Raw genomic sequence first — 23,827 nt, forward strand, 5'->3', positions numbered from 1 at the left:
CATCAATTTCTAACTGTTCGAAATCTATTCCTCGATTTCCGCTTTGAGTTTTTGCATCATGTCGTAGGCTTTCTTGTTCTGCTCTTTCTCCTCGTCCGTCGCCCCAAAGTCCTGCATCATTTCGATGTTCTTCCAAAACTCTTTGATCGTTTTCTTGAAAAAACCGCTTGTCGATAACTCGCGATAAATTTCTTTTAGAAGCGGCTCTGTATCGCCGTCTTGTTCAATGCGTTCCTCTAATGCTGTTTCAATTTCAGCGATTGACGGGCGTTCTTTTAAGTGTGCAAGTGCTGCATCCCAGTACTGTACGATTGATTCGATTGAACCCTCGATAACGCCCGATAGAATATTTTCGATACCTTGCGCGTATTTGTTCGCCTTTTCGATGTAGTTACCATAGTTTTCATTCGCATATCGCGCCATCGCGAATGAAGGTTTACCAGTGTATTTCTTATCTTGAATAGTTAAAGTTAATGCCATAATTAAATGACCTCCTAGTGTTTTTTTAAGTATAAAAAGGAGAGCCGAAGCCCTCCATATTGATATGTCATTAAGCTGTTGTTACTGTAATTGCTACCGTTGATGCATCTGAAAGAGTCGCTGTACCGCCCGTTACTTTACCGTCAACGTCTGTTGTAAGTGCGATAGCTGTAATAGATAAGCCATTCGCACCCTTTGCACCGTCAGCACCTTTAGCACCTGTTGCGCCTGTATCTCCCTTGTCACCTTTAGCGCCTGCTGGACCAATTGGACCGGTATCACCTTTAACACCTTGTGCACCAGTTTCACCCTTTGCTCCTGTGTCGCCTTTTGGACCCTGCAAACCCTGTGGCCCTTGTTCGCCTTGCACTCCCTCGATTAAATCGTGAAAGTCAGCTTGCGTAGGCTTTGCGCCTGTGACAAAAATTGTTTTTAATTCTGCTTTTGTTTTAGCCATGTGGACCTCCTACTGAATTACAAATGTTGAACCGATAGCCGCATTTCCGATTGCGGCAGCACTAGGGTGTCACTGTGCCTTTATGATCTTTACCATATTCACCTGTGAACTCACCTGGTTTTTCGAAGCCATATAACGCAAATTCGATAACTGCATCTGGTACATCTGCTGTATCAAGTTCACCTGCTTGTGTTTGGCCAATTACTTGAAGTGTTGTTGATAATTCTTCGAAGCCATCTGTTGAGCCTGACTTTTCAACCGATTCAACGATTGTATAAGCAAAGTTCGCATCGTATTTACCTGCATCGTTTTTGTTTGTATTTACTTCCCAAACTTTTAACTGCTCTTTATTTTTAATTGCATCTAAGATAGCCTTTTGACCAGCATCACCCGTTTGGCCGTATGCAGTTACTTCGAATGATTCAGACGTATTGCCATATTCAACTAAACGCCCGAATTTTGTTTGCTCGTCAATGATTTCTGTTTCGATTGAGTATGAGCTTTCTGTTTGATTTGCGATTAAATATGCTGCTGTTCCTAACGCATCTTTTGCTCGTTGTACTAATAAAATCGTATCTTTACCTTTGTTCATGTATGATTCCTCCTAAATTTTCGTTAATGTGTATTCAAGTGTTAGAACGCCATGCCGTAGTACCCCGTCAATATCATCAAATACGCTTGTGCGCACCTTTTTGACGTAATCCACTTCATAGTTCGTGACAATTAAAAAAGCCGCTAGCGCATCGCTAACAGCTTGTAATAGTTTGTATGATTCCATCTTGCCTGTTTTATTGCTCCAAGTGTGAATCGTAAGTGACGTTTCGACTGTTTCTTTCAGCTTCACATCAAAATCTGTTTCGCTCGGCTCACCAATCACGATATAAGGAAATGGCGCATCATTAGGCACCGCATCATACACACCTTTAAATTTTGTATCTTTGTAAACTAATGGTTTTACAGCTGCATCATTAACTAAGCGTTGATAAACAGCCGTATGCAAAGCTAAAAACGAAACCATCACATCAACCTCCTATTGCCGCAACTGCTTTAGACCAATATTTTTGGCCCTCTTTAAGCGATGGGAACCAAAATGGTTGTGCTTCTTGACCGCGAGTGAATACAAACTTGCCGTACTTATCACTGTAATACACCCAACCATCTTCATTGCCGCCGCCTTTTGTAGCGTAAATGCCTGTACCGTATTCGATGTAAATTGCCCACTCTGCACCGACTGTGACGACAGCCTTTAAACCACCATCCAGCACTTCAACCTCGATTGACTGGCGCAAGTAACCGGTATCAACAGGTGCTAACGCCCTAGCTTGACCTTGAATCAGAATGGCTGTATCAATTACCGCACGTTTTGCATCATCGAGTACGCTATTCCCCCAACGCTCAATTGCGCGCTGTAGTTTACTTGAACCAAATTGCGTAATGCTCATTGGCTCACCCTCTTTAATGCCACACGCATAATTTCATGCATGCCGCCCTGGTCCTCTGCATCTGTTTCAACTTCATACTCAACACCTTCGAAGCGGATACGTATATTTGGTTTAATGTCAGCACCATACGCATAATACATATAGCGGTCTAGTTGATGTTTAATCTGCATCGCATTGTATTTTTCGGTTGCACTTGGTGTATCAATAAAGCATGCAAATGCATCATATAACGTGTGCCATTCACCATCTTGCACATTGCCCAGTTCATCTTCTATTCCTTCTACAAATTGCAATACAACTACTTTGTGTGGAAATTCATCGTACACACTACCACCTCAACTTTCTAAAAGGATTTAGCAACTGTAATACGCTAGAAGGTAACGATGTTGTATATGAGTAGCTAACAGTTCCCATTGAGCGTGATACTAATCCCGCTTTATTGGCATAGTATTGAATCGCCTTTGCAACAAATACCTGTACACCACTATTTGTAACCTCTAACGTAGCATTACAATAATCACAAGCTACCTCATAATAAATAGGAGCAAGCATTTTGTAATGTTCTAGCCGCTCCGGAGTCAAAATATCACTATTCAAAGCAATAAGCTGTTGAACTTCAACCTCTGTAATTTCCCATGCCATCATCCTTCGCCAGCCTTTTTAGGTGGTGTGCGTGGTTTACGTGGCTTGGGCTTCACTTCCTTTTTAACTTCTTTTAAATTCACAGGAAGCGGCTTTTCATGATACCTTCGCAACAACATACAATCCCTCCCCACTATTTTTCTAATGATTTACTATGCCCCTGTGAATTTCACAACGCCCTTATCATCTTTAAGGTTTACAACATAGTGTCGATTTGCCGCGATCACTACTGTGCGTTTTAGGATGTCAGCGTCCTTATTAACGCCAACATCTTGTTTTAGAACAATTTCCACAGCACTCGCAGGATCTTCCGATTCTTCTGGAGCGGTTGTCGAATAGATTTGCAAATACCCTTTCCCAGCCGCTACACGGCGAGAACGTTCAATTGCTTTTAATCCTAATAGTTCTGATACTTGGCCCGATGTTAACGCTCGTTCCTGTACTGTTCCACCAACAGTTAAAAGATTTTGCACAAGTGTTGTGTAATCTGCTGGATTCATAAATAGTACTAAATCCAAATCCCCTTCAGAATCGAATACTGTAACCGCTTCGAGGATTTTCGCTGGGGTTGTAGGAGAACCACCAACCGTTTGTAAAGCTGTATCAAGTGCAGCAATATAATCAATTTCCACTTTGTCAGCCATCGCAATCGCAAGTTGACGTTCCGCTTCACCTACTGTTCCACCAACATTTGTGATGATAGCCTTCTCTGTAATTTCCACCGCTTTACCCGTTTCTTTTACAGCAACTTCTGTTGTTGTCATAGACATTTTACTTGTGTCCATTGGTACGCCCTCTGTTAAATCTTCTGCGGCACCGATATAACCATACTTAGGGCGAGTAATTGTACTACCTGGTTGACCTACAAGTGTCGTATCTAAATCTGCATATTTTGTAAATTTAATGGCATTTTCCATTTTCCCTGCAATAGCTGGTGCCATGACTTCTGGATCTACTAAATCAGATGCTTGTGTTTGAGCAAAGAATTGCAAATTCAACTTGGCCAATAATTGTGATGTATTCATTTATAAAACCTCTCTTTTTTCAATTTATTTTAGTTCTTGTAGCAAATTCGGATTTTTGCTAATTAAATCCATTCGTGTTTCATAAGATTTTTTAGCAAATTCTGCTTTTGTTAAAGTCTGTGATTGACCACCTGAACCAAGTGGAGGCGTGCCACCCTTTAAGCCATCTGGTACGAATAAATAATCATCTGACTTCTTCAGTGTTTCTAATTGCTCTGACAGCCCAATCAACTTATCTCCATCTAACGTAATGGCTTCAGTATTTAATAACGCTTGTACCGCTTTAGGATTCTTTACTTTTGCATCACGTAAAGCGTTTGAAAGTGCATAATCATAATCTTTTTGCTTCAGCGTTTGCTCATACGATGCTTTTTCATTTGCATTCTGTTCTTGTAGAGCTGTAATTTGTGCTTGTAAATCTGTGTTACCAGCTGCTTGATTTTGTAATTCCGTAAGCTGTGTGTCACGATCAGTAAGTTGCTGCGTTAAATCTGTTACTTTGGATTGCTCCGCTTCTAGTACAGATTTTTCTACATACGAAGCGGCGTAATTATCTACAATAGTTTGTGCTGTCTCTTCGTTAATACCCAATGCAAGTAATTCTTCTTTTGTCATAGTGAAGCTCCTTTCCAATTTTGTGCATAATAAAAAAGCCTTTTATATCGTCATGCTCAGGACAAAACTTAAATGAATTTATTGAATGTTAAAAATATACCCACATACTTGATTTTTGTTCTTGATTAAGAATATTTTTTTAGTGTTATCTTCTAAAGATTTATTTTCAACAAATTCTAAATCCCCTAAATGAACACTCGTATAAGAAGAAAGATTTTTTCTTATTTTCTCCATCAAACTAGTTTCATTTTTTATTTCAACACCCTTTGAATGAACTACTTCTTTATTATTCTCTGCATATAAAACCTTGCCTTTATCCAAAAAATCGTTGAAGAAAGTTCTATTAAATAGCTTTTTCACTTTACGCTCTATTTGTTTAAAATCTGCGTCTAAATAAAAATTAGCAAGTAAAATGTAATATTCTCCATCTAACTTTTCAATCTGTAACGTATTACCTTCCGGATCATAAGAACATTTTTCATTTTTCACGTTATAACCCTTACTTTTTAAAAACTCTATAACCTGTGATTTCTTATCCAAAGTACCGCCTCCAAAAAATTATTACTCTGCTTTTTTCGGCTTTATCCATCTTTTTTTAACCATATTTTGTAATTTATCAAATTTTGTTGAACCATTCTTCATATTTCATAAATGGCATTACTTTATTCGGCGGTGTTATTCGTTTATCTGCTTCCATATAAGCAGCTGCATAAGTCATACCTTTATCCATATATGCTAGGATTTGAGCTTTCAAACGCTTTTGGTAGCCCTCGTCTTTGTAATCTCGACCTCTACGCACGGCTGGCAACTGCCCGTCAATGAGTTTAATCTTCACGCAGCGGCAATTGATGTCCATTTTTGCTACTCCCCACATGGTTGGACCCTTTGCCTTCATGCCTTTGAAATGAAAATAACCATCCGAATCCGCTTTTTGTCCGTCCAGTTTACGGTGCTCATGCCGCGTCCGTGTATCAAGTGTTGATAGCCATACACATTCAATATCAGCGTATTTGCGCATCTCCTCTGTGACCGCTTCGTCTGCTATCGACATTGCTCTAGCACCTTCTGTACGTGCCACGGTGCGTGCTTTGTTTTGACTAATACCAATTGCATTTTCTAACCGCTTCGCCATCTTGAAATACCCTTCACCAGCTAATAGAGATTGTGATATTTCGATTTGTATTTTGCGAATAGTCTCATTGCGATGCACCTCTAATACTTTGGGCAAACGTAGCAACTCAATTGGATTGGCTAGTGCTGCTGCAATAACATCTTCACTTGGTAAGGTAAATCCATCTTCAGTTCCTTGATAAACTTGAAACAAATAAGCTGCCATCAGGTACTGTTCAACATAAATACGTTGTTGAGATATTTCAATTTGCTTTACGATTTGCTTATAATCTTCATTCAACTGTTGCGCAATGCGTTCGAGTTCCTTTGCTAGTCGATTGTATTTATTTAAATCTGTATAACTACTCTCATCACTCTCAACGAACTTACTATACATATTACTAAGCATTGCCAGAATCTCTTTTAAACGCTTTCCAAGTAGTTCATCTACTTCACGCTCACTCTGTGCAATCAGCTCATCTAAGCGCTTAATAATGTCTAGTTGATTATGAATTTGTTTCGGCATCCGCTTCACCTTCTAACGAACCGAAGCGGGTACTATATGCGTCTAGTTCAGAAGCTTTCTGATTCTCTAAACGTTCTTTCTCCTGTGCCACATCACGTACCCAAGGGTGATTTTCAAGTATAGTTTCATCTGAAATAATCCCTTGGGAATCTCTAGCCATTGTGATAATTTCCGCTTCATTTGTAAGGAGCATTTTATTAAAAGTAAAGGTGACATCACGATAATCAAATTCACCAACGCGTGCCAGTTCACAATAAACGCCAATAAAAAACATGAACTCACGCAATGCTAGCGTAAATTTCCGCTCTAACATTGATGCTTTCATGTCTAACAAAGAATATAAATTTTCGAGTGCTACGCCAGAAGGCGCATCTCCAATTACATCAGGTGACGGATCTACACCTTGACCGGATGTAATAATGTTTTTCCGCAGTGTTTCACCTTGTAATTGATATGCAGCTGTCGGCACTTCTGCTGTAATAGTTCGCAAATCAGAGCCTTCATCTGGCGATAACTTAACAGCCTTATACCGCTTCAAATTCTTCTGAAACTCCGCCAGACTTTCTCCTTCATAACCAATCAATGCATAAATCAGTTCTTGCATATCTACTAATGTATTTTGTGCGTCACTTACTAATTTTTCGTACGCATCAATAGCCGCTTTATTGAAGTGTAAATCACTTAAATGCTCGCTGTTATTTGCGAAGCGGATAAATGGCACCTTGCCCCATGATTTCCCTTCTGTACCCTCAGCATTCGTGAAATGTGGTGCTGGATTCAGTTCTCGTTCAGCATCCAAGTACATTTCGCCTTCAATCATTTCATAGTAAGTGACATCTACATCTGTCCATACTTCTAATTTGATGTGCTCCTCTGCATATTGATAAAAACGGATAGCCGCTGTTAGCTTATACCGTCTTTTACTGTCGTAAATAGGAATAACTTGTTCCGCTTCGGCAATCATATAATCAAATTCGCCATCTTCATTCACAAACGGATGGAGCCATTCTACGCCTTTATTTGAGGCATTTTTAATTAGCTCTGGTAGTGTATCTTCCCATTCCTCCCCAATAATCGTTTCAAGCAAGTCCAGTTGCTTTTGGTTATCGGAGCGGCTACCGAAAGACATAGGTTCTCCTGCTAAATAGGCGACTTTTTGGTCCACCAATACTTTGTGCATACCGCTAGGAACTTTCTCATTCGTCGCTTCCTTATCTACACTCTTACCGCCATTGCTGTACGTGTAAATTTCACGTTCCATAATATCTGATTCGTTCCAATAATATTTCTGCCCCTGTAGCATTTTAGAGCTATCAAACGCTTCATATAGACTTTTCACCGTTTCGATTTCTTTAGGCGCATCATTCTTAATCTGTGCAATTAGTTCATCTGCATATGTGCTCGCTCCAAAATCATAAATATTATGCATATTCTCACCTCTTTCATTATTTTAAGAATGTGAATCCTGGTCCTGTCATAACAACTTTATTTATGAAATATCTATCGCCATCCATCTGGTGATCATTCTCTTTAATTGGCTTATCTTCACCTCGATTTGCTGCCTTTTCATCCCAAACATACGAAGAAAACTCTCGAAATGTTTCTTTACAGCAATCGTTGTACTTAATAAGCATCCGCTCCAATGCAGTAGCTACATTACGAATCCCGTCTACTACATCATTTTTCGCTTTAATCACATGATGCCCACGTTTCTTTAGCGCTGTAATAAACGAAGCGGCCGATGGATCTACGATAATCCCTTTGAAATTTGTAAGCCCCTCGATAAATGTTGCCATATCATCACAGTACTGCCCATCTGTTTTTTGTCTACCTTTCTTACGACCATCGTAGTGATACTCTTTTACCTTGTACCAAATCTCTTCACAGAAACCCCACAAACCAAATGTTGTTGGATTCTTTGTACCATAGTCACAACTGACATAAAACTTCTCATATGGCCGCTCCTCTGTTTTTACAACATGCCTATCCTTCTCAAACATGTCATAAATAACACCTTCTGCAAGCACCCATAATCCTAAGATATAGCGCTTATAGAAAACACCGGAATACAGGCGTTTATAGCGTTCCTTTACTTTTTCTGAAAGCGAAGGGTTATCATCCATCAAGAAATGAATTTGAAATAGATTCTTTTCTTTTAATTTATCTAGAAACTCTACTTTGAACCAATGGTATGGACCTGCTGGGTTACAGTTAAACCAAAATTTAGCACCTTCTACAGAACAACGTGCCGTTGCCTGGTCTACGAAGGAGCGGGGCATAAGCGCCACTTCATCGAAAAACATCCCAGCCAATGTAATCCCTTGGATAAGGTCTTGAGAGCCTTCATCCTTACCACCAAAGTAATAGAAATAATTAACTTGTTCACCTTTTGTAACAGTGAACATATTTTCGGTACGTTGTTCTTTTACGGTATACCCTCGTGCACGTAGCATTTTTTGAAGCGGTTTGAATACGTTACGTCTAAATGAACCAATCGTTTTACCAGCCATACCGAGGTTTTCATCGTTAAATGTTTCCATGCCCCACATGACGAAAGAAAGTGACATCACAACTGTTTTACCTGCTCGCACCGAGCCATCACAAATAATGCCATCATAATCTTTATATGGCGAAGCGGCATGACACCACCAAGTGAGCACCTTCTTCTGTTTAGCACTAAAAGGAGTAAATTTAAAAAGCGCAGGCTTCTTTTTTCGCCTACGCTCCCGCTTCTTACGTTGTTCTGTTAATAGCTTCTTTACATTAGTCAGCATCCCAATCCACCTCCACACCTTTTAGCGCTTCAATGAATCCATCATCTTCGTATTCTTCATGATCGTCACCATTTGCTTTACGAATTGCAATCAACTCTTTTTCAATTTTTAATTGCTTCAGCTCATTATCATTAAGCAAGTCCATATACTTCGTCAAGAAATCGAGTGCTTTCATTTTGTCGGCAAGCTTCACCGTCACGCCATCTTTGCCTTCTTTGATTTCTGTCACAATCGATGTGTCTATATTCGAAGCGGATTTCAAATGAACGTAGTTCACATCAATTTCCTTGTCCTCGAATACTTTTTTATCGTTTGCATCTCGCCCAACAAATACGTCTGGAATCAAACGTTTCTCGGTGCCCCATGCCACGTAGTCGGAGATATCTGCAAATGCAATATCAATCCACTTCTGCAGCACTGCACGAGACTCAATCATGATGCCATCTGCAATGTCCTGTTTGATTGCGCTGATTTCCGCGCGTATCTTATCATTTCTCAGCAAGCGACTGCCGTTGGACATAGCCTGCATATAGTCGCAGTCATAAACCTTTTGATAAGCTTTCGTGGCATTCCAATACTTTGTGTAGTAACGACAAAAAAGCCACTGTTTATCGGTCAAATCACTGTTTTCATTGCTCAGTGATTCTTGTGCGATAGACAGCCGCTCCCTAGTCGATTCTTCTGTATGTGTCTGCTTCTTTTTTGTGTGCACACCTTTTTCTTTTGTATGCACACTTTCATCATCTTCACTATCAATTTTGTTCCACTTACGCGTTTTCCATGACTTGACTGTATTGAGGGTTACGCCATACTTTTCGGCAATATCTTTATACTTCATGCCATTGTCATAATCGACTTTAGCAAGTTCATATTTTTCAGCCACTCACGTTTCACCACCTCTTTCCTTCCTAGCGCCAGTAGTCAGCTATCTTTACTAGCGCTCTTTTTTATCATATATAGACTAACTAGTTCAAATATTTGATTGTTACTACTGCGTATGGCTCGACTGCATAGTATTTATGCATAATTAAGTCAACCACTTGCGCGTCATCTACCCACATCATGCCTGTGAGCGCGTCCTTAATGCCTTTTGCAAGGTTGTCCAAATCCGGCTTAACTGTTGGACGTACACGATGCGCTAACTTATCCGCTTTTAATTGTTTACTGCCGCTCTGCTGCAACTTGTGAAACACATCGATATGCAACTCAATCGCTGAGTCAATCATTTGCTCAGGTACATAACGTGCAGCGCATTTTTGTACGTGCGCTTTATAATTGCGAGACTTTTTATCGTCATATGTGCGTACATGACCGTTTTGACGTGAAAAGCGTGGACGTTGTTGTGCTTGTACTGGTCCGTCAATTGTAAATTTGATTTCGTTCATATCGTCCGCTCCTTTCTGCAAAATAAAAAGCGCCTCTTAAAATAAAGGTGCTTGTTCTCGTTGTTGAATCAGCTTTAACTCTTCAATAGTTCTTTGCAAATCCAATTGAACTAGGCTAGAAAAACATACATTTTCTTCTGTGAAATCACAAAAACCATCTTCATCAATTACCATAGCCTCTATAATTTCAGAATTAGGCGACTTCGCTGTAACCATAACACTTACGCCATACCCATTATCGAACTTAATCACCACATTCGTACCGTTAAAGAAATGGTGTTCCCTTACTACGTAATCATCGAATTCATCAATTATTTTTAAATACGTTTCCATTCCAATCACCTCCGTAGCGTTTATTTATCCCATGCAAAATAAAAAGCACCTACAATGTAGATGCCATATGTATACCGCTTCTGGACAAGAAGCGGCTTGAGAGGTGCAGTCATGGGTAACCGCAGTATAGCGCCTGCTTATGCATACTGTTTATTTAATGGCGCTAGTATATGTATGTGCCGCACGTGGCGGCTTGATGATTAGTCGCTTAACATGTTTGCCCTGAACAGCAATTGTGAGTAGTGCACAGGTAACTCTCCTTGTCGAAGCGGCCATAAATGATTGCGTGCTTGCTCACGCATGAGAAAATGTTGCTCTCACTTATATAGAATCCGTAAGGCAACGTAAGGCAAGATTTACGAAGTTTTCTTTTGTAGGCCCTCTTTGACTTTTGAGCGAGCACGTTGAATATATGATTGAACAGTACCTTTGCTTACTTTTAATTCGTCTGCGATTTGTTGAAAACTTTTTTGTTCAACCGTATGAGCAATGTAACAAAGTCTCTCACGATGACTCCACATGCTATAAATTTTCGCTAGCTGTTTCTTTTCAGCGCTCGTCATGTGCAGCTCTTTTGTATTAATATCATACACTTGCTCTGCAATGTCTGGAATCACATCAAGTGACTCAAAAAATTGTCGTTGGTACACAGCATGTTTATCCGCTCCGCGCTGTAAATCGGGATTACGGCCTTTTTCCATCCAATCCATTGCAAATACCATTGAATTCTCCATACTGTTTAGAATAGACTTCTTATCTTGAAGCGGCGAGATATTTGTTACTTCGCACTCTTCAGCAACTGTTGCTCTCTTAACTGCACGTAAGTCACTTAGACTATGATCATACTCTTCCAACAACTTATCTGCCCAGTTTTCTAATTCTTTACTTGTATATTCACGTTCTTCCATCATCGTCATCATTACCACAGCACCTCTTTATTTTTGTTTGATTACACCTTTTCGCCGTGCATAGCGTGGGCGTCTTATCCCCATAAGTTCCTCAATGTCTGCTTTTGACAATCGCTCTGAGCGTGTTTGCCGCTCCGTAGAAAGCTTTTCCTTCTTTTCATTAGGTTTCGTGTCATTATTGTGTCGTAAAAGGTTGTGGCGTTTAATTTCGTCTTGTAGCGTACGCATTCGTTTCACTCCTTTTTCTGGCAAATAAAAAAGGAAGCACCAAACAAACTCATAGCATGTGCTACAAATTCATTTAGTGCTCCCTGGTTTTTCCTGGTAAGCTTCTTATTCAATTAAATTACTTATTTCACATCTTACTACAATTTTTGTGTAAAATAAACGTTATTTTGCACTATTTTGCTGTTCTGCCATACAATTTCTTGTTTACCGAATCCCGTTGAAGGGGAATCTAATCTTGTAAGGCGACCATCGATTACAGCATATACAGCGTTTTCCTCGACTGTTTCAGTAATTGTGTGTTGTTCGTTATTCAATATATGTAACTCCCCTTTTTCGTGGTATAATTGATTCGTCTAAAATCATATATACCTCGTAAGAGGAGCCAGGCGTTTGTAGTTGCTGCTACAGACGCTTTTTTCATTTATTTGCCCGCATGTTGTGCATGTCGCACATGTTTCATATAACGAAGCTGTTGCTCAACATACGGATCATCTTCTTTACCGCCACTTGATGCCCAATCTGTTAAGCGTCGCTGTACGTCTTTTAAGACTGGAAGCGGCATTTCTGTAATTAGTTCTTCAATTTGTTGCATCGCTGTTTTAGTTGTCATTGTCGTTCACTCCTTCCACAAAATCGCGATAACTACCGACACAAGAAAAGTGATAATGGTGTCTATCAAGTTATCTCTCACTTCGCCGTACGCGAGCATTTCAAGGTTTTGCCAAATCACTGCAATCAAAATATAAGCTGTTGTTAATCTGACTATGAACATTTGTCATCGCCTAATACTTGTCGAGCTTTTTTGCCGTTGTCTTTGAAGATTTCCACTGTTCCTACTAAGTTACTGTCGTAAGCGAGCGTATATTTCTGTCCATCTGCATAAAATTTAAGTGCTTCACGTAATCGCTCGACCTCTGCGATAAGCGCTGGTACATCTTCCGTTGTGATACATTCAGCAAATTCATTTTTGTCCGCTTGGTTTTCAGCTTCTAGCCACCACTGATAACCCTTTTTAATCGTTTCTAGCTGTTCTTTATTCATCTTAAAACCTCCATTTTCTGTAGTGCATTAAATGTACCGCTCGTATAAATCTCCGCCGCTCCAAGTGCAACAACTACCCAATACGGTCCATCAAGCATTTGTTCATACGCTCGTAAGTTGCTTTGCTCCACTCCCAGTCGATATGAGAGCGCCACTCCAAGCAATGCATTAAATGTATCGCTTTGCCCTGTAGCAAACTGCTCGTCCAGTAACCAACTATCATATGCTGAAAGTGCCCCGGACACTTTTTCGTACACATCCGGTACCGCTGTGATGTATGCAACGATTAAATCTGAGTCTGTTGCAATATCAAACTTGTATTGCTCTATGATAGCCGCAAAGTTTTGTTCATGATCTGCATTTAAAAACATTAGACGCCCGCTTCCTGCATCCGCTTCTTCCATTTCTTGTTCCATGTATGAGTCGTACATTTCATCTTGATCCATCATTGCACCTCCTTATAAATTGGACATATCATCTTTGAGCCATTCATTTTCAGCCCACGTTGTACCGTCATCTTCGTTTTCAAAGTCAGTGACAGTGCCTTTCGTACCTTCTGGACACCACTTATCACACACACCATTTACATCATCAACCTCTTGATATTCGCCAGTGATAAAACAAGCGAAAGCGAAATGACCGCAGTTCCAACACGTTTTTTCGTTAGCCATTTTTATACCTCCTATTTCATAAATACGAGCCAATGCGTTTTACTACGCTTGTCTCCAAATAACGGCTGTTGGCCACAGCACCCCAATACTTCATTCAACGAAATTTGTTCTTCATTCCACTTGAATATCAATGTGCCGTTAGGCTTCAGCACTCGCATGCACTCATAAAATCCTTGTGTTAAATCCATACGCCATGTCGCTTCGTTTAAACGACCATATTTCTTAGCAAGCCAACTATTCTCTCCTGCTCGTAATAAATGTGGCGGATCAAACACGACCATATAAAAACTTTCATCAGAAAATGGTATATCACGAAAATCTGCAACCACATCTGGTGCTACGATTAATTTACGACCATCACACAATTCGGTATCTTCTTCGCGAATATCCATGTAAGTAACATCTTCATTTTGCTTATCAAACCAAAACATGCGGCTACCACAGCAAGCATCAAGTATTCGCTTCAAATTCCTTCACCTCTCCTGGATCATCGATAAAATCGAAAATCGTCATTTGATTACGTTCCCATTCTTCTTTAAGGAACTTTTTGTAGCAACGGCGACCATAACCAATCGGCGTCCACTTCGTATCTTTTAACTTTCTGCCACATCGCTGGCATACAATCCCTTTAGCGAGCTGTATATCACGAAAGCGCTCATAAAATGTATGTGTGATGAAAATCTTGTACTCAGCATCCTCATATACATCAAATAGCTTCATTTCGTTATCCCATCGCAAATATTTGATTGCACCATTTTTTAACGATTCATCATTTAATAAAAAGTGCGTTAAATCTTGTTGCACTTTTGCGACGTAATGCTCGTGATGTACTAATTCGTTTTTACGCATAGTGCCGCTCCTTACTCCATCCCACCCACCCGTTTTAATTCAACAATTCATTTTCGGTCCATGAATGTCGCTCAAAACAAACTTAACTGTTCTGCTTTGACTATATTTTCGTCATTTTGCTCCATCTACAGCCACTCCCGCCACTTATCCATCACACGATATCCGTCCAACTGTAAGCTCATTACGTCTACATCACGCTCAGATACTTCTATGATTTCACGGCCTTTACGCACCTTGTAAAATACAACCGGCACTTTCGGACGCGCTGCAGGACGTTGTACTTGTTTATCCATATCCTTGCGCTGTTTAGTAGTTGTGCGGCAAATGTTACGGCGGTTATAGCGGCGTTTGCAGCTATGCTGTGTAACTGCAATTCCATGCTTGTTTGAATCGTTTCGCATATTCTTTCTCCTTTTCATCTTTTTTATCTTGTGCAATTAAGGCTAATTGTTCTGAAATTTCAGATTTTATTTGTTGCAGTTCTTGCTGTACACGCGCCACACTTCTGCAAGTATCTTTAAAAATACCTTCTTGTGCATTGTATTGATCCATCCAGAAATCAATCTCCGATGTGTCGTAGCAAACTTTGCGGAACTGTGAGCCATCAAAGCGAGTAAACTGTAATTCTACGCATGGCGTGTCTGCATTGAAGCCAATGAAATCGACCATGTTAAGCACCTCCTGTTAAAGTCATGAATAACTCTTCATCCCGCGCATCAAGCGCTGCATTAATCGCATGTTGTCTTGCGATGTCTTCTGCCGCTTCGAGTGCCGCTGTAAATGCCAGTACATTATCTATTTCTGCTTCTTCCTGGGCGATTGTCTTATCACTGATAACCGTTGTGCTACCATTAGCTAAAAACTCGTTTAATTTTGCGCGTGCAACGTCTGTAATACTCGCCACAGTGCCATTCCATGTTTTAGTACGATGTAATGTGCGGTAGCGTATAAAGTCGCGCATAGCGTTTTTAACACAAAGCGCCATGTCGTGAGCTGGTCCAACGTTGACTTTTTCACCGCTATTGTTCATATAGTAAATATTGAATTTATACGATGTGATACGAATAATGTTCGCTTTAAAACCTGCTTCTTTAAATAACTCGACTGTATACGTGCGGTCCGCTGAGACATTGAATGCAATTGCATTGTCTGCATCTGTACCGCCATAGAATTTTAGTTTCATATTCTTCTTGACCTCTCTTTTTTAGAATTGTAGGTTGCCAACACGTTTATCTGGCGTTTCATTAAATACAATGTGTAGCACGTTACGCATAGCGCGTGACATCATCTTTTTGTCATACATTGGCGGAATGAATTTATGTCCGTCCTTATAACCTGTAATCATACGAGCGCCAGTTAAGTTTGTAGTAATGATTGTCGCTTTATCTTGGCGGCCATTTAAAATACTGCGTAATACGTTACTTGTATACTCACTGGCACGCTTATCGCTGTAAATATCACCTGTTTCCGCTCCTAAATCATCGATTACAAGCACATCAACACTGTTTGCGAGTGATATAAAATGATTTTGCGTGTATTCACTTTCTTTATTATTAAAAGAGTCTTTGATAAGCTCCATCGTACGACCTAAATCAAGAAACAGTGTACTTTTATCCTTCGCTCCGGAATCATTTACATATTTTAAGATGCTCATAGCTAAATGACTTTTCCCGCACCCCGTTTGTGGCGACTGAATCCAAAGATTAAATGCTTCGCCGTTCGAGAAACGTTCAGCAGCTTTTATAGCCTTAATCTTATTTGTATGTTCTTCATCTGTTTGGACAATAAAATTATCGAATGTAGCATTTGTAATTGTGTTATCTTGAATGACAGATTGTTTGGCGAGTATATTGTGCTTTCTCAAACGTTCGCCATCTGTACAAACCTTTTGCATTTCATCCTGGAATTCATTACGAAGTTTCTCTGTGCCACACATTGGACATTGTGAATTATCGAAAGCAGGCGGCATGAATACAAAGTTACTGTCATGCTTATCACAATAATTGTCGCGATCCCAACGAAGTGGACCGTCATCACTTTGTAAGACATCCTGAATGCTTTGCATCTTCCCGGTACGCTCTGCATTAAAGTGAATTTGCGGTGTGTTGTAATCGTTCATATAAGTTCATCCTTTCGTTTTTTACTTTTTAGAACGGTAATGTATGACCACCGAACTCTGTTGCTTTACTTGTTGCCCGGTCAGCTAAGCTAGGAGCTTGTTTTGCTTGCTCAGCACGTTGTTTAAATTGTTCATACGTTGTAACGCCTTTTTCCTCAGCCATCTTACGTAAGACACCAGCTGCATAAGTAAACAGTGGTTTGCCTTTTACTGCAGCGATTTTTAAAGCTTCGCCAATTAAGAGCGGGTCCTTAAAATCATCCATCAAGGAGCTTAGTTCCTTATCAGTCGTGAAGTTACGTTTACCAATGTTTTCATCGAAGAAAGTTTGTAGCGTTTGAAAATCTTTATCTATAACAGGAGAAGGAGTAGTCTCTTCCTCTCTCTCTTCTCTCTGTTCTTTTTTAATACTGTTATTATTAATACTGTTATTATTAGAACTGTTACTATTAGTACCTACGTTTTGTTTGCTTGCGTTTTGTTCGCCTACGTTTTGGTATCCTAACGATTCGTATGCATACGAATTGACCGTATACGGAATTTGCTGTTTAAGAATGTAAATGTTATTCGAAAATCCATTTCCATCTTCTTTGCGATTACGTTTTATTTCGATGTAACCTTTATCGATTAGCATTTTACGGTGTTTCGTAAAACGTTTCTCAGATATGCTTAATTCACTGCATATTAGACTCACACTAGGGAATGCTTGCTGCACATTGCCAGCAAATGATGCTAAATAAGCATAAATAGCTTTGGCTTCAATTGTTAAATCTTTGTCGCGTGTCACAAGTTTAGGGATTAAACCGTAACCGTTCTCTAAAATCCCTTCGTACTGCACACCTTGTATTTCGTCCATGATGTTATTCCTCCTCTTGTTGTAACAGTGCAAAAACGACTGTTGCCACAGTTAATAACAGTAGTAGCGCTACGCACATTAGCATAAATTCTTTTGTTGCTGTAAGCGATAAAACATAAAATCCTACAGAAAGCATTGTCACTAGATAACCTACAAAACTAATGTCCTCTACGACATTCCCTGTCGCAAACGTGCTGTGGATCGCTTTTAAAACTTTCATGTTTCAACACCCTTTCTACTTCGATGTTCAGCTCAGATAAACGAGCGATAACTTCATCGATATTTTTTTAGTTTTTTGTGCATTTTTAAGTGACGTTTCTAAATCCTGTGCTATGTTTTGGCCCATATCAAGCACCACCTTGTTGCTGACGCTGCTTAACAAGTCCGCCAAAGTACATCAGTACACCACTTGCTTGTGTAAAAATAAGTGAATTTGTCGGCGTGTCCTCAGGGATGTTACATGCGTAGCAAGCCGACTCATACGCAACTTGTTGGTCCTCCACTTTCGGTCCAGCAACGATTTTTAATGCATTTTTAAGTTTTTGTTTTTGCTCCTCCGTAATCATTTTTTCGCCATCCGCGTTCACTTGTTGTTTTTGTTGTGGCGATTGCACTGATTGTTGTTCCATAGGTGGCTTCTGATTACGATACTGTTGTTGCTGCGGTTGTGACTGTTGATAATTATTTCGATTATTATAGTTATTACGTTGATTGTATTGATTGCCATCCGGATCATCACCATCTGTCGGTAAGTTAAATGACTTGATTAAAAAATACCGCTCCGCATACGTTAACGCCGAACCTAACGCCCTAGCCATATCATCTTGCGAACCTGCATATGCGAATGGTACCTCAAGCTTATCCACTGGATTATCTGCATTAATCCATGTAAATTCCATTTGTCCGAAAACTGTATACTCAACAACCATTTTGCCATTGCGCGTTTTGTACTCACGTGTTTTAACTTCTTGTGTGAGTAATTTTGGAAAAAGCAGCACATTATAGTAATTCATTGCGTCTTGAATTTTGCTAAGGATTTGTGAACCTGTTACATATTGATAATTATTGTTGTAGCCTTTTGCATCCTTGTGTAATGAACCGATACTTTTGCGCACCTCTACAAGCTTTTGAAAAAGATTAAGCGGACCAGCTGTTTGAACTTGCTCCACATTGTTAACATCCATCATGTTTGCCCCCATTCATTCTGTGGTATAATTTAGTAGTTGTTTTTTACATATTGGCGAATCATTCGCCAGTTGCTTAGACCGCTCTCTCAAAGCGGTCTTTTTTTATTCGTTACAACCGAGAAACATGTCGACTGAAACGATGAAGTGGCCGTTGTTAACCGTTAAAAACCCTTCTAGTTGAAAGATTTCGATGATATCCGTTGCAGGCCAGCGATCTAGCATGGTGCGAAGTTCTTTGTCGCCGAGTTCTTCCATAATTGCATCTTTTAACACGTGCTCTGGAACATCTGATGTAAAATGCTTGTAATACATGTTGTAATGTTCGAGTATCTGTTCCTCACTCCAGTTGAGCCGCATATCTTGCTCTGTTTGCCACCCTTCACGCTCTTTGATAGCAGCTAAGCGTAAGTCCATGTACGTTTTGATTTGAGTCATCGCATGTGCTGATGTATCGTTTGAAACGTGATTCACGATGCGCTCTGGCACAAGCGGTGTGTAATTTGCGAATGATACTTCGCGTTCGACTTGTAGACATTTGATGTTTTCCATTTTTTAAAACCACCTTTTTTTTATATTGGTAATGCCATTTGATTTTCGTCTGGCGACATATAACGTTCGATGACTTCGCCATTTTCAATGACAATAATCTCATTGTTTATTTCGTAACGGCCGTCATCTCGGTTTGCAGCAATATCTGCTACAGATAAAGTGTGTACATCATCGACTGTGTAGTTATAAAGGACTTCGCAATTAATAGTAATTTCAATGGTAGCTCCACATCCCTCGCACACTACTTCATCTGTGTACCAGCCCTCTCCACCGTCCATTTCAGCTTCTTCTCTTGCCCCTTCAACACAATTTTCTATCATCAATATTTCACTGCACTCTGGGCACCCTTGTTTAACGTAATACATACATTCACCTCCTTTTGATGCTCTTAATGCATCGCTCAAAGTCTCCACAGACTCTCAGCGATGGATTAAACCATCTATTTAGTTATCAAGGAACACTTTGTAGCGAATTTGTTATAGCGGTCCGAATAAGTCGGGCAGCTAATGACAAGCGCGCTACGCCTGTCTGTCACTTTGCCGGTGAGTTTTTTATTTTTTTAGTACATTACTTTAAAATCATTCATTACTTCTTCGTATGCTTCTTCGAAACCGCGCGCATTCCAATGTCGCGGTCCACCTTCGCCGAGCCGAAATTGGTGTTGTAAAATTCGTGGATCTGAAAGAATTTTCTGCAGCGTGATATTTGAATTAATGCCTGTGATACGCTTGATATCTTTAATGTCGAGTGATAGCACGCGTGGCACCGCAAGCTCTTGCAACTTATCATGCACAAGCTGAGCAACTAAGCTGTTTATATGATGTTCATCTAGTTGTATTTGAACGTTCATTAATTTCGGACCTCCCAACCACTATCTGTTGCACCTGCGGGCTGTGTATTGTATGCCGCTATTTCGAATTTCATTGAAGCGCTTGGCTCCCAAAATCCTAGCAATTGAATACCTTCATCGAATTTTGTTGCTGGCAACTCTTTATAAGTTGAAATGCCAAAGTGGTTTTTAAAGTCACGCCATGCCGATTTAAAAGCTTTATTAGCAAGCATTTCGTAAGCTGTACTTTTGTAACCCCCTAGCGAACTCATTACCTTTCGCTTAACGATATCTTGTAGTTGTTTCTCTTGATATGTGTTGATACGCATGTTGTCTTTTAAGAAATCAACATCTTCTTTGATTTCAGCAACCTCTTTGCGTGTTTCAAGTGCGGCCGTGAGCGCAAGCTCTAACGGATCTGTCGGTAAATTATGCTGAATTACTCTTTCCATTTGCTCAAAGCGCTCAACATATTTAACCGCAAATGCCGTACCTTCGATGCCAGTCATTCGATTGCCATATAATTCGCAACCTTGTTTAGTGAGTAAAAACATTGAACGTTCTTGCCCGTTACCACCTTTGTAAGTAGATTCCGCAAAATATTTAACCGGCTCAACTTTGAGCGCGTTCAAATCTGTTCGGATTTTTTCAATGTCGCGCATTACATTCTTGTGCTCGCGTCCTACCATTTCTGCAACTTCTAATGAACTAATTACTTTACCTGTATGCGTTACTTGATTTGTCATAATAATTCCTCCTATTTTATACGTTTAACTCATATTATATTTTAAAAAAATAAAATACGTTTAACTCATATTAATATTTATGAAAAAAGTGTACCGATATCACTTTTATACAGCTGAGAGATTTTGAAAGCTACTGCCATAGTAGGATTCTGTTCCCCACTCTCATAACGAGAAATGTTTGCTTGAGAAACGCCTACAATTTCTGCTACTTCAACTTGACTTAATCGCGTATTTTTTCTTGCTGCGATTAATGCGTGACGTTTCTTGCTGATTGTTAATGTTGTCAAGTTCATCACCGCCTTTCAATTTTATACGTTGTTCTCATATTTCATACCCTTATAATATATACGTTTCACTCATAAGTCAACACTTTTATTAAAAAAAGTTAGAAAATGTAGTATATTTTATGAGTAAGGCTAATAAAATTAAGGTATATACCTATATAAGAGTTATAAGAGTGTATGCATATGGAATGAGGTGTTTAAAATGAAAAAAGTAACTTTCCCGCAACGTTTAAAAGATTTACGCAAAGCGCATAAAATGACGCAAGCACAATTAGCGGATGAATTAGGTATTACGCAAGCGAATATCTCACGTTACGAAGCTGGCGAACATGGCCCAGACTTCGAGACGTTAATAAAATTATCAGAAATTTTTAGTGTGAATTTAGAAGAGCTTGTTTTTTCAGCAGGATTTTCGAAAGAGGAATTGGAGTTCATGATGGATGCAAACAAAATATCCGCTGATGAATTGCGTGACAAATATGAATTACTTGTCGACGGCATTCCAGCAACGGATCAGGAGATACAAGAAGCTATTAAAGCAATTCGCTTCAGCAGATTTGCTAATTAGTTTTTTCTTTCTTTTGTGGAGCACGTAAATCTAAGAATTTTCTTAGTTCAATGATTTTTTTAGATTTATTTTCTTTTGTTTTCATTTTACTTTTCATACTGTTGCCCCTTCTCGTTTAAACAGGACACTTCTATAGTCCTATTAAATTGTTATTAATTTTATTCTATGTATTATTTTTCAGCATTGCAAGCCAAAAAATGGCAATATACAGAAGAAAAATGTCGTTTTAATAGTTAATAAATACTATCTTAAAACACAAAATACATTTTATAGAAAATAATGGACAAATATAACATTTTTATACTTCTTTTGATAAAGGAATAAAAATTAAAAATTCAATGCGCTAAAAGAGGTGCAATATATGTATAAAGTCGGGAAATGCTTACTTCTCGACTTATTAAATAAACGTAGAATGACACAAAATGATTTAGCAATCGAACTGGGAGTGTCACGTCAACGTGTAAATGCGCTCGTACATAATCGCGCCGTAATGTCTTTTGAAACAGCTCTAAATATTTCAAAGATACTACACTGCGACATGGAGGAGCTTTATGAGGTAGTAGAAGTAAGCAGCGAGTAGTGTAACACTACTACTCCCGACTTTTGTAAATCTATAAGTTTACAAAAACTATTATATAAAGCAAAAGAGGTGCTTACAAAAGGCTTACTAACTAACTTTTAAAACGAACATAAGTTCGATACGAGTTAATTATACTACTATTTTAAGTATGTTGGAACCATTTTTATTACATTATTGTGTAAATTTATCCACAACTTTGCTACTATTACATAGAAATCAATATAAGGAGGTGGTAAGTACCCGCTTCGCCTTGTCACTTGCCGGTGAATGAGAGGATTGGACAGAATGGGTAAACCAAATTTAACGAAAACTAGAGAAAAAAATGTATATAGTTATCTAGATACGAATGTAAATAAAAAACGATTTGCATATCGCTATCGATATACTCGTACAGATGGCAAGAAAACTGATTTATATAAACAAGGGTTCGATACCTTAAAGGAAGCCTCATTAGCTTTAATAAATGTGAAAGCTGACCTGCTAAAAGGCAATTATAATAAGCAAGAACATGGCACTATGACAATGAACGAATTATTTGAGATGTACATTAAACATCAAAAAAATAGTTTGAAAGTGACAACAATACGACTTTTCCATTTCACCAGAAAAAAAATGGAACCGCTTATAGGGAATGTACGAATATGTGATTTAGATAAATATATTTATACAACACGTTTTATCGAAGTTGCAAAACATAGTGTTGCAGATATTACTTTAGCGAAGTATCACGATAAAATTTGCGCAGTATTAAATTTTGCTGTAGAAAATGAATTCATTGAAAAAAATAAAATTTCTAGAATTAAAATTGAATATACTTTAAATCATAAAATAATCGAGCAAGCAGCGATGAAGCAAATGTTCACTTACACAGCAAGCCGTGCAAACTACATGATGGAAATGATTGAATTCCTTTCAGCTACAGGTGTACGTTGTGGCGAAGCGTTGGGGTTGAAGTGGAGTGAAGTGGATCTGGAAGAAGGCACAGTCACAATCAATTGTACTCGTGACGCTTATGGTGAGCGTTCTCCTAAGACGAAAAGAAGTTATAGAGTAATACCGTTGACTTCTCATGTCTGCGAAGTACTGAAAAAGTATCAATCAAGGCAAAAAGAAGAATTGCTCAAAAAAGGCATTCGCATAGCAGAAGATAAATTTCAAAAACGCTATGTATTCCGGAATTTCAAAGGCGACACGTTATCATACAGTTCGATTGATTTGTACTTCCGGAAAATGAGTATACGTCTAGGAGTTGAGAAAATCTCTCCACATATGTTTAGACACACTTATGCGAGTTTGCTTATTGCAGAAGGTGTAGATATTGCAACTGTCGCAAGTTTGCTCGGAGATACTATTGACACTGTACAAAAAACATATGTACATTCAATAGAAGAAAAACGAAAAACAGCAGTAAACGTGATAGACGAAATCATGAAAAGTATGTAGGTGTTTTATTATTTTATCTAAAAGTGGGAACTAATGCGGGAACCACCTTGCAAGAATGCTTTTATAGCAAGCTTTAAAGGGATATATTGAATTTCAGTAAAAGAAATTCAATCTCATTTAAATAAGTAAGTAGTTCTCCCTTTTTATTAAAAACCATTTAAAGTACCATCTCATGTGAAT

General features: G+C 39.0%; 40 protein-coding genes. 3 read left to right on the forward strand and 37 right to left on the reverse strand.

Going from position 1 to position 23,827, the window contains the following annotated elements:
- Positions 1-24 precede the first annotated feature (24 nt).
- From KTHG_RS08565 to KTHG_RS08745, 37 genes are all read right to left on the reverse strand, one after another.
- Positions 25-480, reverse strand: a complete 456-nt coding sequence (locus KTHG_RS08565; protein WP_029498769.1) for a tail assembly chaperone — start codon at positions 478-480, stop codon at positions 25-27.
- 70 nt (positions 481-550) lie between these two features.
- Complete coding sequence (locus KTHG_RS22045; protein WP_029498767.1) at positions 551-937, reverse strand: collagen-like protein; 387 nt, start codon at positions 935-937, stop codon at positions 551-553.
- Between the two features lie 61 nt (positions 938-998).
- Positions 999-1,529 (reverse strand): phage major tail protein, TP901-1 family, encoded by a 531-nt coding sequence (locus KTHG_RS08575; protein ID WP_139992822.1) that lies wholly within the window; start codon positions 1,527-1,529, stop codon positions 999-1,001.
- Positions 1,530-1,541: 12 nt separating this feature from the next.
- Positions 1,542-1,955, reverse strand: a complete 414-nt coding sequence (locus KTHG_RS08580) for a DUF3168 domain-containing protein (protein WP_139992824.1) — start codon at positions 1,953-1,955, stop codon at positions 1,542-1,544.
- A gap of 4 nt (positions 1,956-1,959) precedes the next feature.
- Positions 1,960-2,379: an HK97-gp10 family putative phage morphogenesis protein gene (locus KTHG_RS08585; RefSeq protein ID WP_139992826.1), complete on the reverse strand. Its 420-nt coding sequence runs from the start codon at positions 2,377-2,379 to the stop codon at positions 1,960-1,962.
- A complete protein-coding gene (locus tag KTHG_RS08590; RefSeq protein ID WP_139992828.1) occupies positions 2,376-2,705 on the reverse strand; it encodes a phage head closure protein in 330 nt (109 codons plus the stop codon). Before KTHG_RS08590 ends, KTHG_RS08585 begins: the two co-directional genes overlap by 4 nt.
- Position 2,706: 1 nt before the next feature.
- Positions 2,707-3,024: a head-tail connector protein gene (locus tag KTHG_RS08595; protein WP_139992830.1), complete on the reverse strand. Its 318-nt coding sequence runs from the start codon at positions 3,022-3,024 to the stop codon at positions 2,707-2,709.
- 149 nt (positions 3,025-3,173) lie between these two features.
- Positions 3,174-4,046 carry a N4-gp56 family major capsid protein gene (locus tag KTHG_RS08600; protein WP_139992832.1) on the reverse strand — a complete coding sequence of 291 codons (873 nt, stop codon included), beginning with the start codon at positions 4,044-4,046 and terminating at the stop codon, positions 3,174-3,176.
- A 24-nt stretch (positions 4,047-4,070) separates the two neighbouring features.
- Positions 4,071-4,661 carry a phage scaffolding protein gene (locus KTHG_RS08605; RefSeq protein WP_139992834.1) on the reverse strand — a complete coding sequence of 197 codons (591 nt, stop codon included), beginning with the start codon at positions 4,659-4,661 and terminating at the stop codon, positions 4,071-4,073.
- A gap of 78 nt (positions 4,662-4,739) precedes the next feature.
- Positions 4,740-5,201, reverse strand: coding sequence for a hypothetical protein (locus tag KTHG_RS08610; RefSeq protein WP_139992836.1), 462 nt, complete (start codon positions 5,199-5,201; stop codon positions 4,740-4,742).
- 76 nt (positions 5,202-5,277) lie between these two features.
- Positions 5,278-6,297 carry a phage head morphogenesis protein gene (locus tag KTHG_RS08615; protein ID WP_139992838.1) on the reverse strand — a complete coding sequence of 340 codons (1,020 nt, stop codon included), beginning with the start codon at positions 6,295-6,297 and terminating at the stop codon, positions 5,278-5,280.
- Complete coding sequence (locus tag KTHG_RS08620) at positions 6,278-7,726, reverse strand: phage portal protein (RefSeq protein ID WP_139992840.1); 1,449 nt, start codon at positions 7,724-7,726, stop codon at positions 6,278-6,280. The genes KTHG_RS08615 and KTHG_RS08620 overlap by 20 nt, the downstream gene beginning before the upstream one ends.
- Before the next feature lie 16 nt (positions 7,727-7,742).
- Positions 7,743-9,071, reverse strand: a complete 1,329-nt coding sequence (locus tag KTHG_RS08625) for a PBSX family phage terminase large subunit (RefSeq protein WP_139992842.1) — start codon at positions 9,069-9,071, stop codon at positions 7,743-7,745.
- A complete protein-coding gene (locus KTHG_RS08630; protein WP_222424339.1) occupies positions 9,061-9,954 on the reverse strand; it encodes a terminase small subunit in 894 nt (297 codons plus the stop codon). The genes KTHG_RS08625 and KTHG_RS08630 overlap by 11 nt, the downstream gene beginning before the upstream one ends.
- 82 nt (positions 9,955-10,036) lie before the next feature.
- On the reverse strand, positions 10,037-10,456 hold the full coding sequence (locus KTHG_RS08635) for a RusA family crossover junction endodeoxyribonuclease (protein WP_139992844.1): 420 nt from the start codon (positions 10,454-10,456) through the stop codon (positions 10,037-10,039).
- Between the two features lie 36 nt (positions 10,457-10,492).
- A complete protein-coding gene (locus tag KTHG_RS08640) occupies positions 10,493-10,789 on the reverse strand; it encodes a hypothetical protein (protein WP_139992846.1) in 297 nt (98 codons plus the stop codon).
- Positions 10,790-11,145: 356 nt separating this feature from the next.
- Positions 11,146-11,709, reverse strand: a complete 564-nt coding sequence (locus tag KTHG_RS08645; protein ID WP_139992848.1) for a sigma factor-like helix-turn-helix DNA-binding protein — start codon at positions 11,707-11,709, stop codon at positions 11,146-11,148.
- Positions 11,710-11,724: 15 nt separating this feature from the next.
- Complete coding sequence (locus KTHG_RS08650; protein ID WP_255512415.1) at positions 11,725-11,925, reverse strand: hypothetical protein; 201 nt, start codon at positions 11,923-11,925, stop codon at positions 11,725-11,727.
- A 137-nt stretch (positions 11,926-12,062) separates the two neighbouring features.
- Complete coding sequence (locus KTHG_RS08655) at positions 12,063-12,239, reverse strand: DUF3954 domain-containing protein (RefSeq protein ID WP_186439534.1); 177 nt, start codon at positions 12,237-12,239, stop codon at positions 12,063-12,065.
- 107 nt (positions 12,240-12,346) lie between these two features.
- Positions 12,347-12,535, reverse strand: a complete 189-nt coding sequence (locus KTHG_RS08660; protein ID WP_139992852.1) for a DUF6877 family protein — start codon at positions 12,533-12,535, stop codon at positions 12,347-12,349.
- Between the two features lie 152 nt (positions 12,536-12,687).
- Entirely contained in the window at positions 12,688-12,966 is a 279-nt protein-coding gene (locus KTHG_RS08665) for a hypothetical protein (protein WP_139992854.1), read from the reverse strand.
- Positions 12,963-13,412 (reverse strand): hypothetical protein, encoded by a 450-nt coding sequence (locus KTHG_RS08670; RefSeq protein WP_139992856.1) that lies wholly within the window; start codon positions 13,410-13,412, stop codon positions 12,963-12,965. The genes KTHG_RS08665 and KTHG_RS08670 overlap by 4 nt, the downstream gene beginning before the upstream one ends.
- 12 nt (positions 13,413-13,424) lie before the next feature.
- A complete protein-coding gene (locus KTHG_RS08675) occupies positions 13,425-13,637 on the reverse strand; it encodes a hypothetical protein (protein ID WP_139992858.1) in 213 nt (70 codons plus the stop codon).
- A gap of 11 nt (positions 13,638-13,648) precedes the next feature.
- Entirely contained in the window at positions 13,649-14,104 is a 456-nt protein-coding gene (locus tag KTHG_RS08680; protein WP_255512416.1) for a class I SAM-dependent methyltransferase, read from the reverse strand.
- Positions 14,088-14,486 (reverse strand): hypothetical protein, encoded by a 399-nt coding sequence (locus KTHG_RS08685; RefSeq protein WP_139992860.1) that lies wholly within the window; start codon positions 14,484-14,486, stop codon positions 14,088-14,090. Before KTHG_RS08685 ends, KTHG_RS08680 begins: the two co-directional genes overlap by 17 nt.
- A gap of 125 nt (positions 14,487-14,611) precedes the next feature.
- On the reverse strand, positions 14,612-14,887 hold the full coding sequence (locus KTHG_RS08690; RefSeq protein ID WP_139992862.1) for a hypothetical protein: 276 nt from the start codon (positions 14,885-14,887) through the stop codon (positions 14,612-14,614).
- Positions 14,841-15,155, reverse strand: a complete 315-nt coding sequence (locus KTHG_RS08695) for a hypothetical protein (protein ID WP_139992864.1) — start codon at positions 15,153-15,155, stop codon at positions 14,841-14,843. The genes KTHG_RS08690 and KTHG_RS08695 overlap by 47 nt, the downstream gene beginning before the upstream one ends.
- Position 15,156: 1 nt before the next feature.
- Positions 15,157-15,669, reverse strand: a complete 513-nt coding sequence (locus KTHG_RS08700; RefSeq protein ID WP_139992866.1) for a hypothetical protein — start codon at positions 15,667-15,669, stop codon at positions 15,157-15,159.
- 21 nt (positions 15,670-15,690) lie between these two features.
- The gene (locus KTHG_RS08705; protein ID WP_139992868.1) at positions 15,691-16,605 is read right to left on the reverse strand and encodes a DnaA ATPase domain-containing protein; all 915 of its coding nucleotides are present in this window, start codon (positions 16,603-16,605) and stop codon (positions 15,691-15,693) included.
- A 28-nt stretch (positions 16,606-16,633) separates the two neighbouring features.
- Positions 16,634-17,461: a helix-turn-helix domain-containing protein gene (locus tag KTHG_RS08710; protein ID WP_139992870.1), complete on the reverse strand. Its 828-nt coding sequence runs from the start codon at positions 17,459-17,461 to the stop codon at positions 16,634-16,636.
- 4 nt (positions 17,462-17,465) lie between these two features.
- The gene (locus KTHG_RS08715; protein WP_139992872.1) at positions 17,466-17,681 is read right to left on the reverse strand and encodes a hypothetical protein; all 216 of its coding nucleotides are present in this window, start codon (positions 17,679-17,681) and stop codon (positions 17,466-17,468) included.
- A gap of 127 nt (positions 17,682-17,808) precedes the next feature.
- Complete coding sequence (locus tag KTHG_RS08720) at positions 17,809-18,648, reverse strand: ERF family protein (protein ID WP_186439536.1); 840 nt, start codon at positions 18,646-18,648, stop codon at positions 17,809-17,811.
- 102 nt (positions 18,649-18,750) lie between these two features.
- Positions 18,751-19,197 carry a hypothetical protein gene (locus KTHG_RS08725; RefSeq protein ID WP_139992876.1) on the reverse strand — a complete coding sequence of 149 codons (447 nt, stop codon included), beginning with the start codon at positions 19,195-19,197 and terminating at the stop codon, positions 18,751-18,753.
- Between the two features lie 20 nt (positions 19,198-19,217).
- Positions 19,218-19,517, reverse strand: coding sequence for a hypothetical protein (locus KTHG_RS08730; RefSeq protein WP_139992878.1), 300 nt, complete (start codon positions 19,515-19,517; stop codon positions 19,218-19,220).
- A 239-nt stretch (positions 19,518-19,756) separates the two neighbouring features.
- Complete coding sequence (locus KTHG_RS08735) at positions 19,757-20,047, reverse strand: hypothetical protein (protein WP_139992880.1); 291 nt, start codon at positions 20,045-20,047, stop codon at positions 19,757-19,759.
- On the reverse strand, positions 20,047-20,772 hold the full coding sequence (locus KTHG_RS08740; RefSeq protein ID WP_139992882.1) for a Rha family transcriptional regulator: 726 nt from the start codon (positions 20,770-20,772) through the stop codon (positions 20,047-20,049). Before KTHG_RS08740 ends, KTHG_RS08735 begins: the two co-directional genes overlap by 1 nt.
- A 77-nt stretch (positions 20,773-20,849) precedes the next feature.
- Positions 20,850-21,059 carry a helix-turn-helix transcriptional regulator gene (locus KTHG_RS08745; protein WP_186439537.1) on the reverse strand — a complete coding sequence of 70 codons (210 nt, stop codon included), beginning with the start codon at positions 21,057-21,059 and terminating at the stop codon, positions 20,850-20,852.
- 199 nt (positions 21,060-21,258) lie between these two features.
- On the opposite strand from KTHG_RS08745, the gene KTHG_RS08750 reads away from it, so the two are divergent.
- The 3 genes from KTHG_RS08750 to KTHG_RS08760 all read left to right on the forward strand — a co-directional run bounded on the left by KTHG_RS08750 (position 21,259) and on the right by KTHG_RS08760 (position 23,647).
- Entirely contained in the window at positions 21,259-21,624 is a 366-nt protein-coding gene (locus KTHG_RS08750) for a helix-turn-helix domain-containing protein (protein ID WP_139992886.1), read from the forward strand.
- A 361-nt stretch (positions 21,625-21,985) separates the two neighbouring features.
- Positions 21,986-22,204, forward strand: a complete 219-nt coding sequence (locus tag KTHG_RS08755; RefSeq protein WP_139992888.1) for a helix-turn-helix transcriptional regulator — start codon at positions 21,986-21,988, stop codon at positions 22,202-22,204.
- 285 nt (positions 22,205-22,489) lie between these two features.
- A complete protein-coding gene (locus KTHG_RS08760; protein WP_186439538.1) occupies positions 22,490-23,647 on the forward strand; it encodes a tyrosine-type recombinase/integrase in 1,158 nt (385 codons plus the stop codon).
- Positions 23,648-23,827: the final 180 nt, after the last annotated feature.

Source organism: Kurthia sp. Dielmo (genome assembly GCF_000307285.2).
Lineage (GTDB): Bacteria > Bacillota > Bacilli > Bacillales_A > Planococcaceae > Kurthia > Kurthia populi.

Excerpts from the sequence above, each read along its gene's own strand:
- KTHG_RS08565 (WP_029498769.1), bottom strand. The coding sequence starts at position 480 with ATGGCATTAACTTTAACTATTCAAGATAAGAAATACACTGGTAAACCT.
- KTHG_RS22045 (WP_029498767.1), bottom strand. The coding sequence starts at position 937 with ATGGCTAAAACAAAAGCAGAATTAAAAACAATTTTTGTCACAGGCGCA.
- KTHG_RS08575 (WP_139992822.1), bottom strand. The coding sequence starts at position 1,529 with ATGAACAAAGGTAAAGATACGATTTTATTAGTACAACGAGCAAAAGAT.
- KTHG_RS08580 (WP_139992824.1), bottom strand. The coding sequence starts at position 1,955 with ATGGTTTCGTTTTTAGCTTTGCATACGGCTGTTTATCAACGCTTAGTT.
- KTHG_RS08585 (WP_139992826.1), bottom strand. The coding sequence starts at position 2,379 with ATGAGCATTACGCAATTTGGTTCAAGTAAACTACAGCGCGCAATTGAG.
- KTHG_RS08595 (WP_139992830.1), bottom strand. The coding sequence starts at position 3,024 with ATGATGGCATGGGAAATTACAGAGGTTGAAGTTCAACAGCTTATTGCT.
- KTHG_RS08600 (WP_139992832.1), bottom strand. The coding sequence starts at position 4,046 with ATGAATACATCACAATTATTGGCCAAGTTGAATTTGCAATTCTTTGCT.
- KTHG_RS08605 (WP_139992834.1), bottom strand. The coding sequence starts at position 4,661 with ATGACAAAAGAAGAATTACTTGCATTGGGTATTAACGAAGAGACAGCA.
- KTHG_RS08615 (WP_139992838.1), bottom strand. The coding sequence starts at position 6,297 with ATGCCGAAACAAATTCATAATCAACTAGACATTATTAAGCGCTTAGAT.
- KTHG_RS08620 (WP_139992840.1), bottom strand. The coding sequence starts at position 7,726 with ATGCATAATATTTATGATTTTGGAGCGAGCACATATGCAGATGAACTA.
- KTHG_RS08625 (WP_139992842.1), bottom strand. The coding sequence starts at position 9,071 with ATGCTGACTAATGTAAAGAAGCTATTAACAGAACAACGTAAGAAGCGG.
- KTHG_RS08635 (WP_139992844.1), bottom strand. The coding sequence starts at position 10,456 with ATGAACGAAATCAAATTTACAATTGACGGACCAGTACAAGCACAACAA.
- KTHG_RS08640 (WP_139992846.1), bottom strand. The coding sequence starts at position 10,789 with ATGGAAACGTATTTAAAAATAATTGATGAATTCGATGATTACGTAGTA.
- KTHG_RS08645 (WP_139992848.1), bottom strand. The coding sequence starts at position 11,709 with ATGATGACGATGATGGAAGAACGTGAATATACAAGTAAAGAATTAGAA.
- KTHG_RS08650 (WP_255512415.1), bottom strand. The coding sequence starts at position 11,925 with ATGCGTACGCTACAAGACGAAATTAAACGCCACAACCTTTTACGACAC.
- KTHG_RS08660 (WP_139992852.1), bottom strand. The coding sequence starts at position 12,535 with ATGACAACTAAAACAGCGATGCAACAAATTGAAGAACTAATTACAGAA.
- KTHG_RS08665 (WP_139992854.1), bottom strand. The coding sequence starts at position 12,966 with ATGAATAAAGAACAGCTAGAAACGATTAAAAAGGGTTATCAGTGGTGG.
- KTHG_RS08670 (WP_139992856.1), bottom strand. The coding sequence starts at position 13,412 with ATGGATCAAGATGAAATGTACGACTCATACATGGAACAAGAAATGGAA.
- KTHG_RS08675 (WP_139992858.1), bottom strand. The coding sequence starts at position 13,637 with ATGGCTAACGAAAAAACGTGTTGGAACTGCGGTCATTTCGCTTTCGCT.
- KTHG_RS08685 (WP_139992860.1), bottom strand. The coding sequence starts at position 14,486 with ATGCGTAAAAACGAATTAGTACATCACGAGCATTACGTCGCAAAAGTG.
- KTHG_RS08690 (WP_139992862.1), bottom strand. The coding sequence starts at position 14,887 with ATGCGAAACGATTCAAACAAGCATGGAATTGCAGTTACACAGCATAGC.
- KTHG_RS08695 (WP_139992864.1), bottom strand. The coding sequence starts at position 15,155 with ATGGTCGATTTCATTGGCTTCAATGCAGACACGCCATGCGTAGAATTA.
- KTHG_RS08700 (WP_139992866.1), bottom strand. The coding sequence starts at position 15,669 with ATGAAACTAAAATTCTATGGCGGTACAGATGCAGACAATGCAATTGCA.
- KTHG_RS08705 (WP_139992868.1), bottom strand. The coding sequence starts at position 16,605 with ATGAACGATTACAACACACCGCAAATTCACTTTAATGCAGAGCGTACC.
- KTHG_RS08710 (WP_139992870.1), bottom strand. The coding sequence starts at position 17,461 with ATGGACGAAATACAAGGTGTGCAGTACGAAGGGATTTTAGAGAACGGT.
- KTHG_RS08715 (WP_139992872.1), bottom strand. The coding sequence starts at position 17,681 with ATGAAAGTTTTAAAAGCGATCCACAGCACGTTTGCGACAGGGAATGTC.
- KTHG_RS08720 (WP_186439536.1), bottom strand. The coding sequence starts at position 18,648 with ATGATGGATGTTAACAATGTGGAGCAAGTTCAAACAGCTGGTCCGCTT.
- KTHG_RS08725 (WP_139992876.1), bottom strand. The coding sequence starts at position 19,197 with ATGGAAAACATCAAATGTCTACAAGTCGAACGCGAAGTATCATTCGCA.
- KTHG_RS08730 (WP_139992878.1), bottom strand. The coding sequence starts at position 19,517 with ATGATAGAAAATTGTGTTGAAGGGGCAAGAGAAGAAGCTGAAATGGAC.
- KTHG_RS08735 (WP_139992880.1), bottom strand. The coding sequence starts at position 20,047 with ATGAACGTTCAAATACAACTAGATGAACATCATATAAACAGCTTAGTT.
- KTHG_RS08740 (WP_139992882.1), bottom strand. The coding sequence starts at position 20,772 with ATGACAAATCAAGTAACGCATACAGGTAAAGTAATTAGTTCATTAGAA.
- KTHG_RS08750 (WP_139992886.1), top strand. The coding sequence starts at position 21,259 with ATGAAAAAAGTAACTTTCCCGCAACGTTTAAAAGATTTACGCAAAGCG.
- KTHG_RS08755 (WP_139992888.1), top strand. The coding sequence starts at position 21,986 with ATGTATAAAGTCGGGAAATGCTTACTTCTCGACTTATTAAATAAACGT.
- KTHG_RS08760 (WP_186439538.1), top strand. The coding sequence starts at position 22,490 with ATGGGTAAACCAAATTTAACGAAAACTAGAGAAAAAAATGTATATAGT.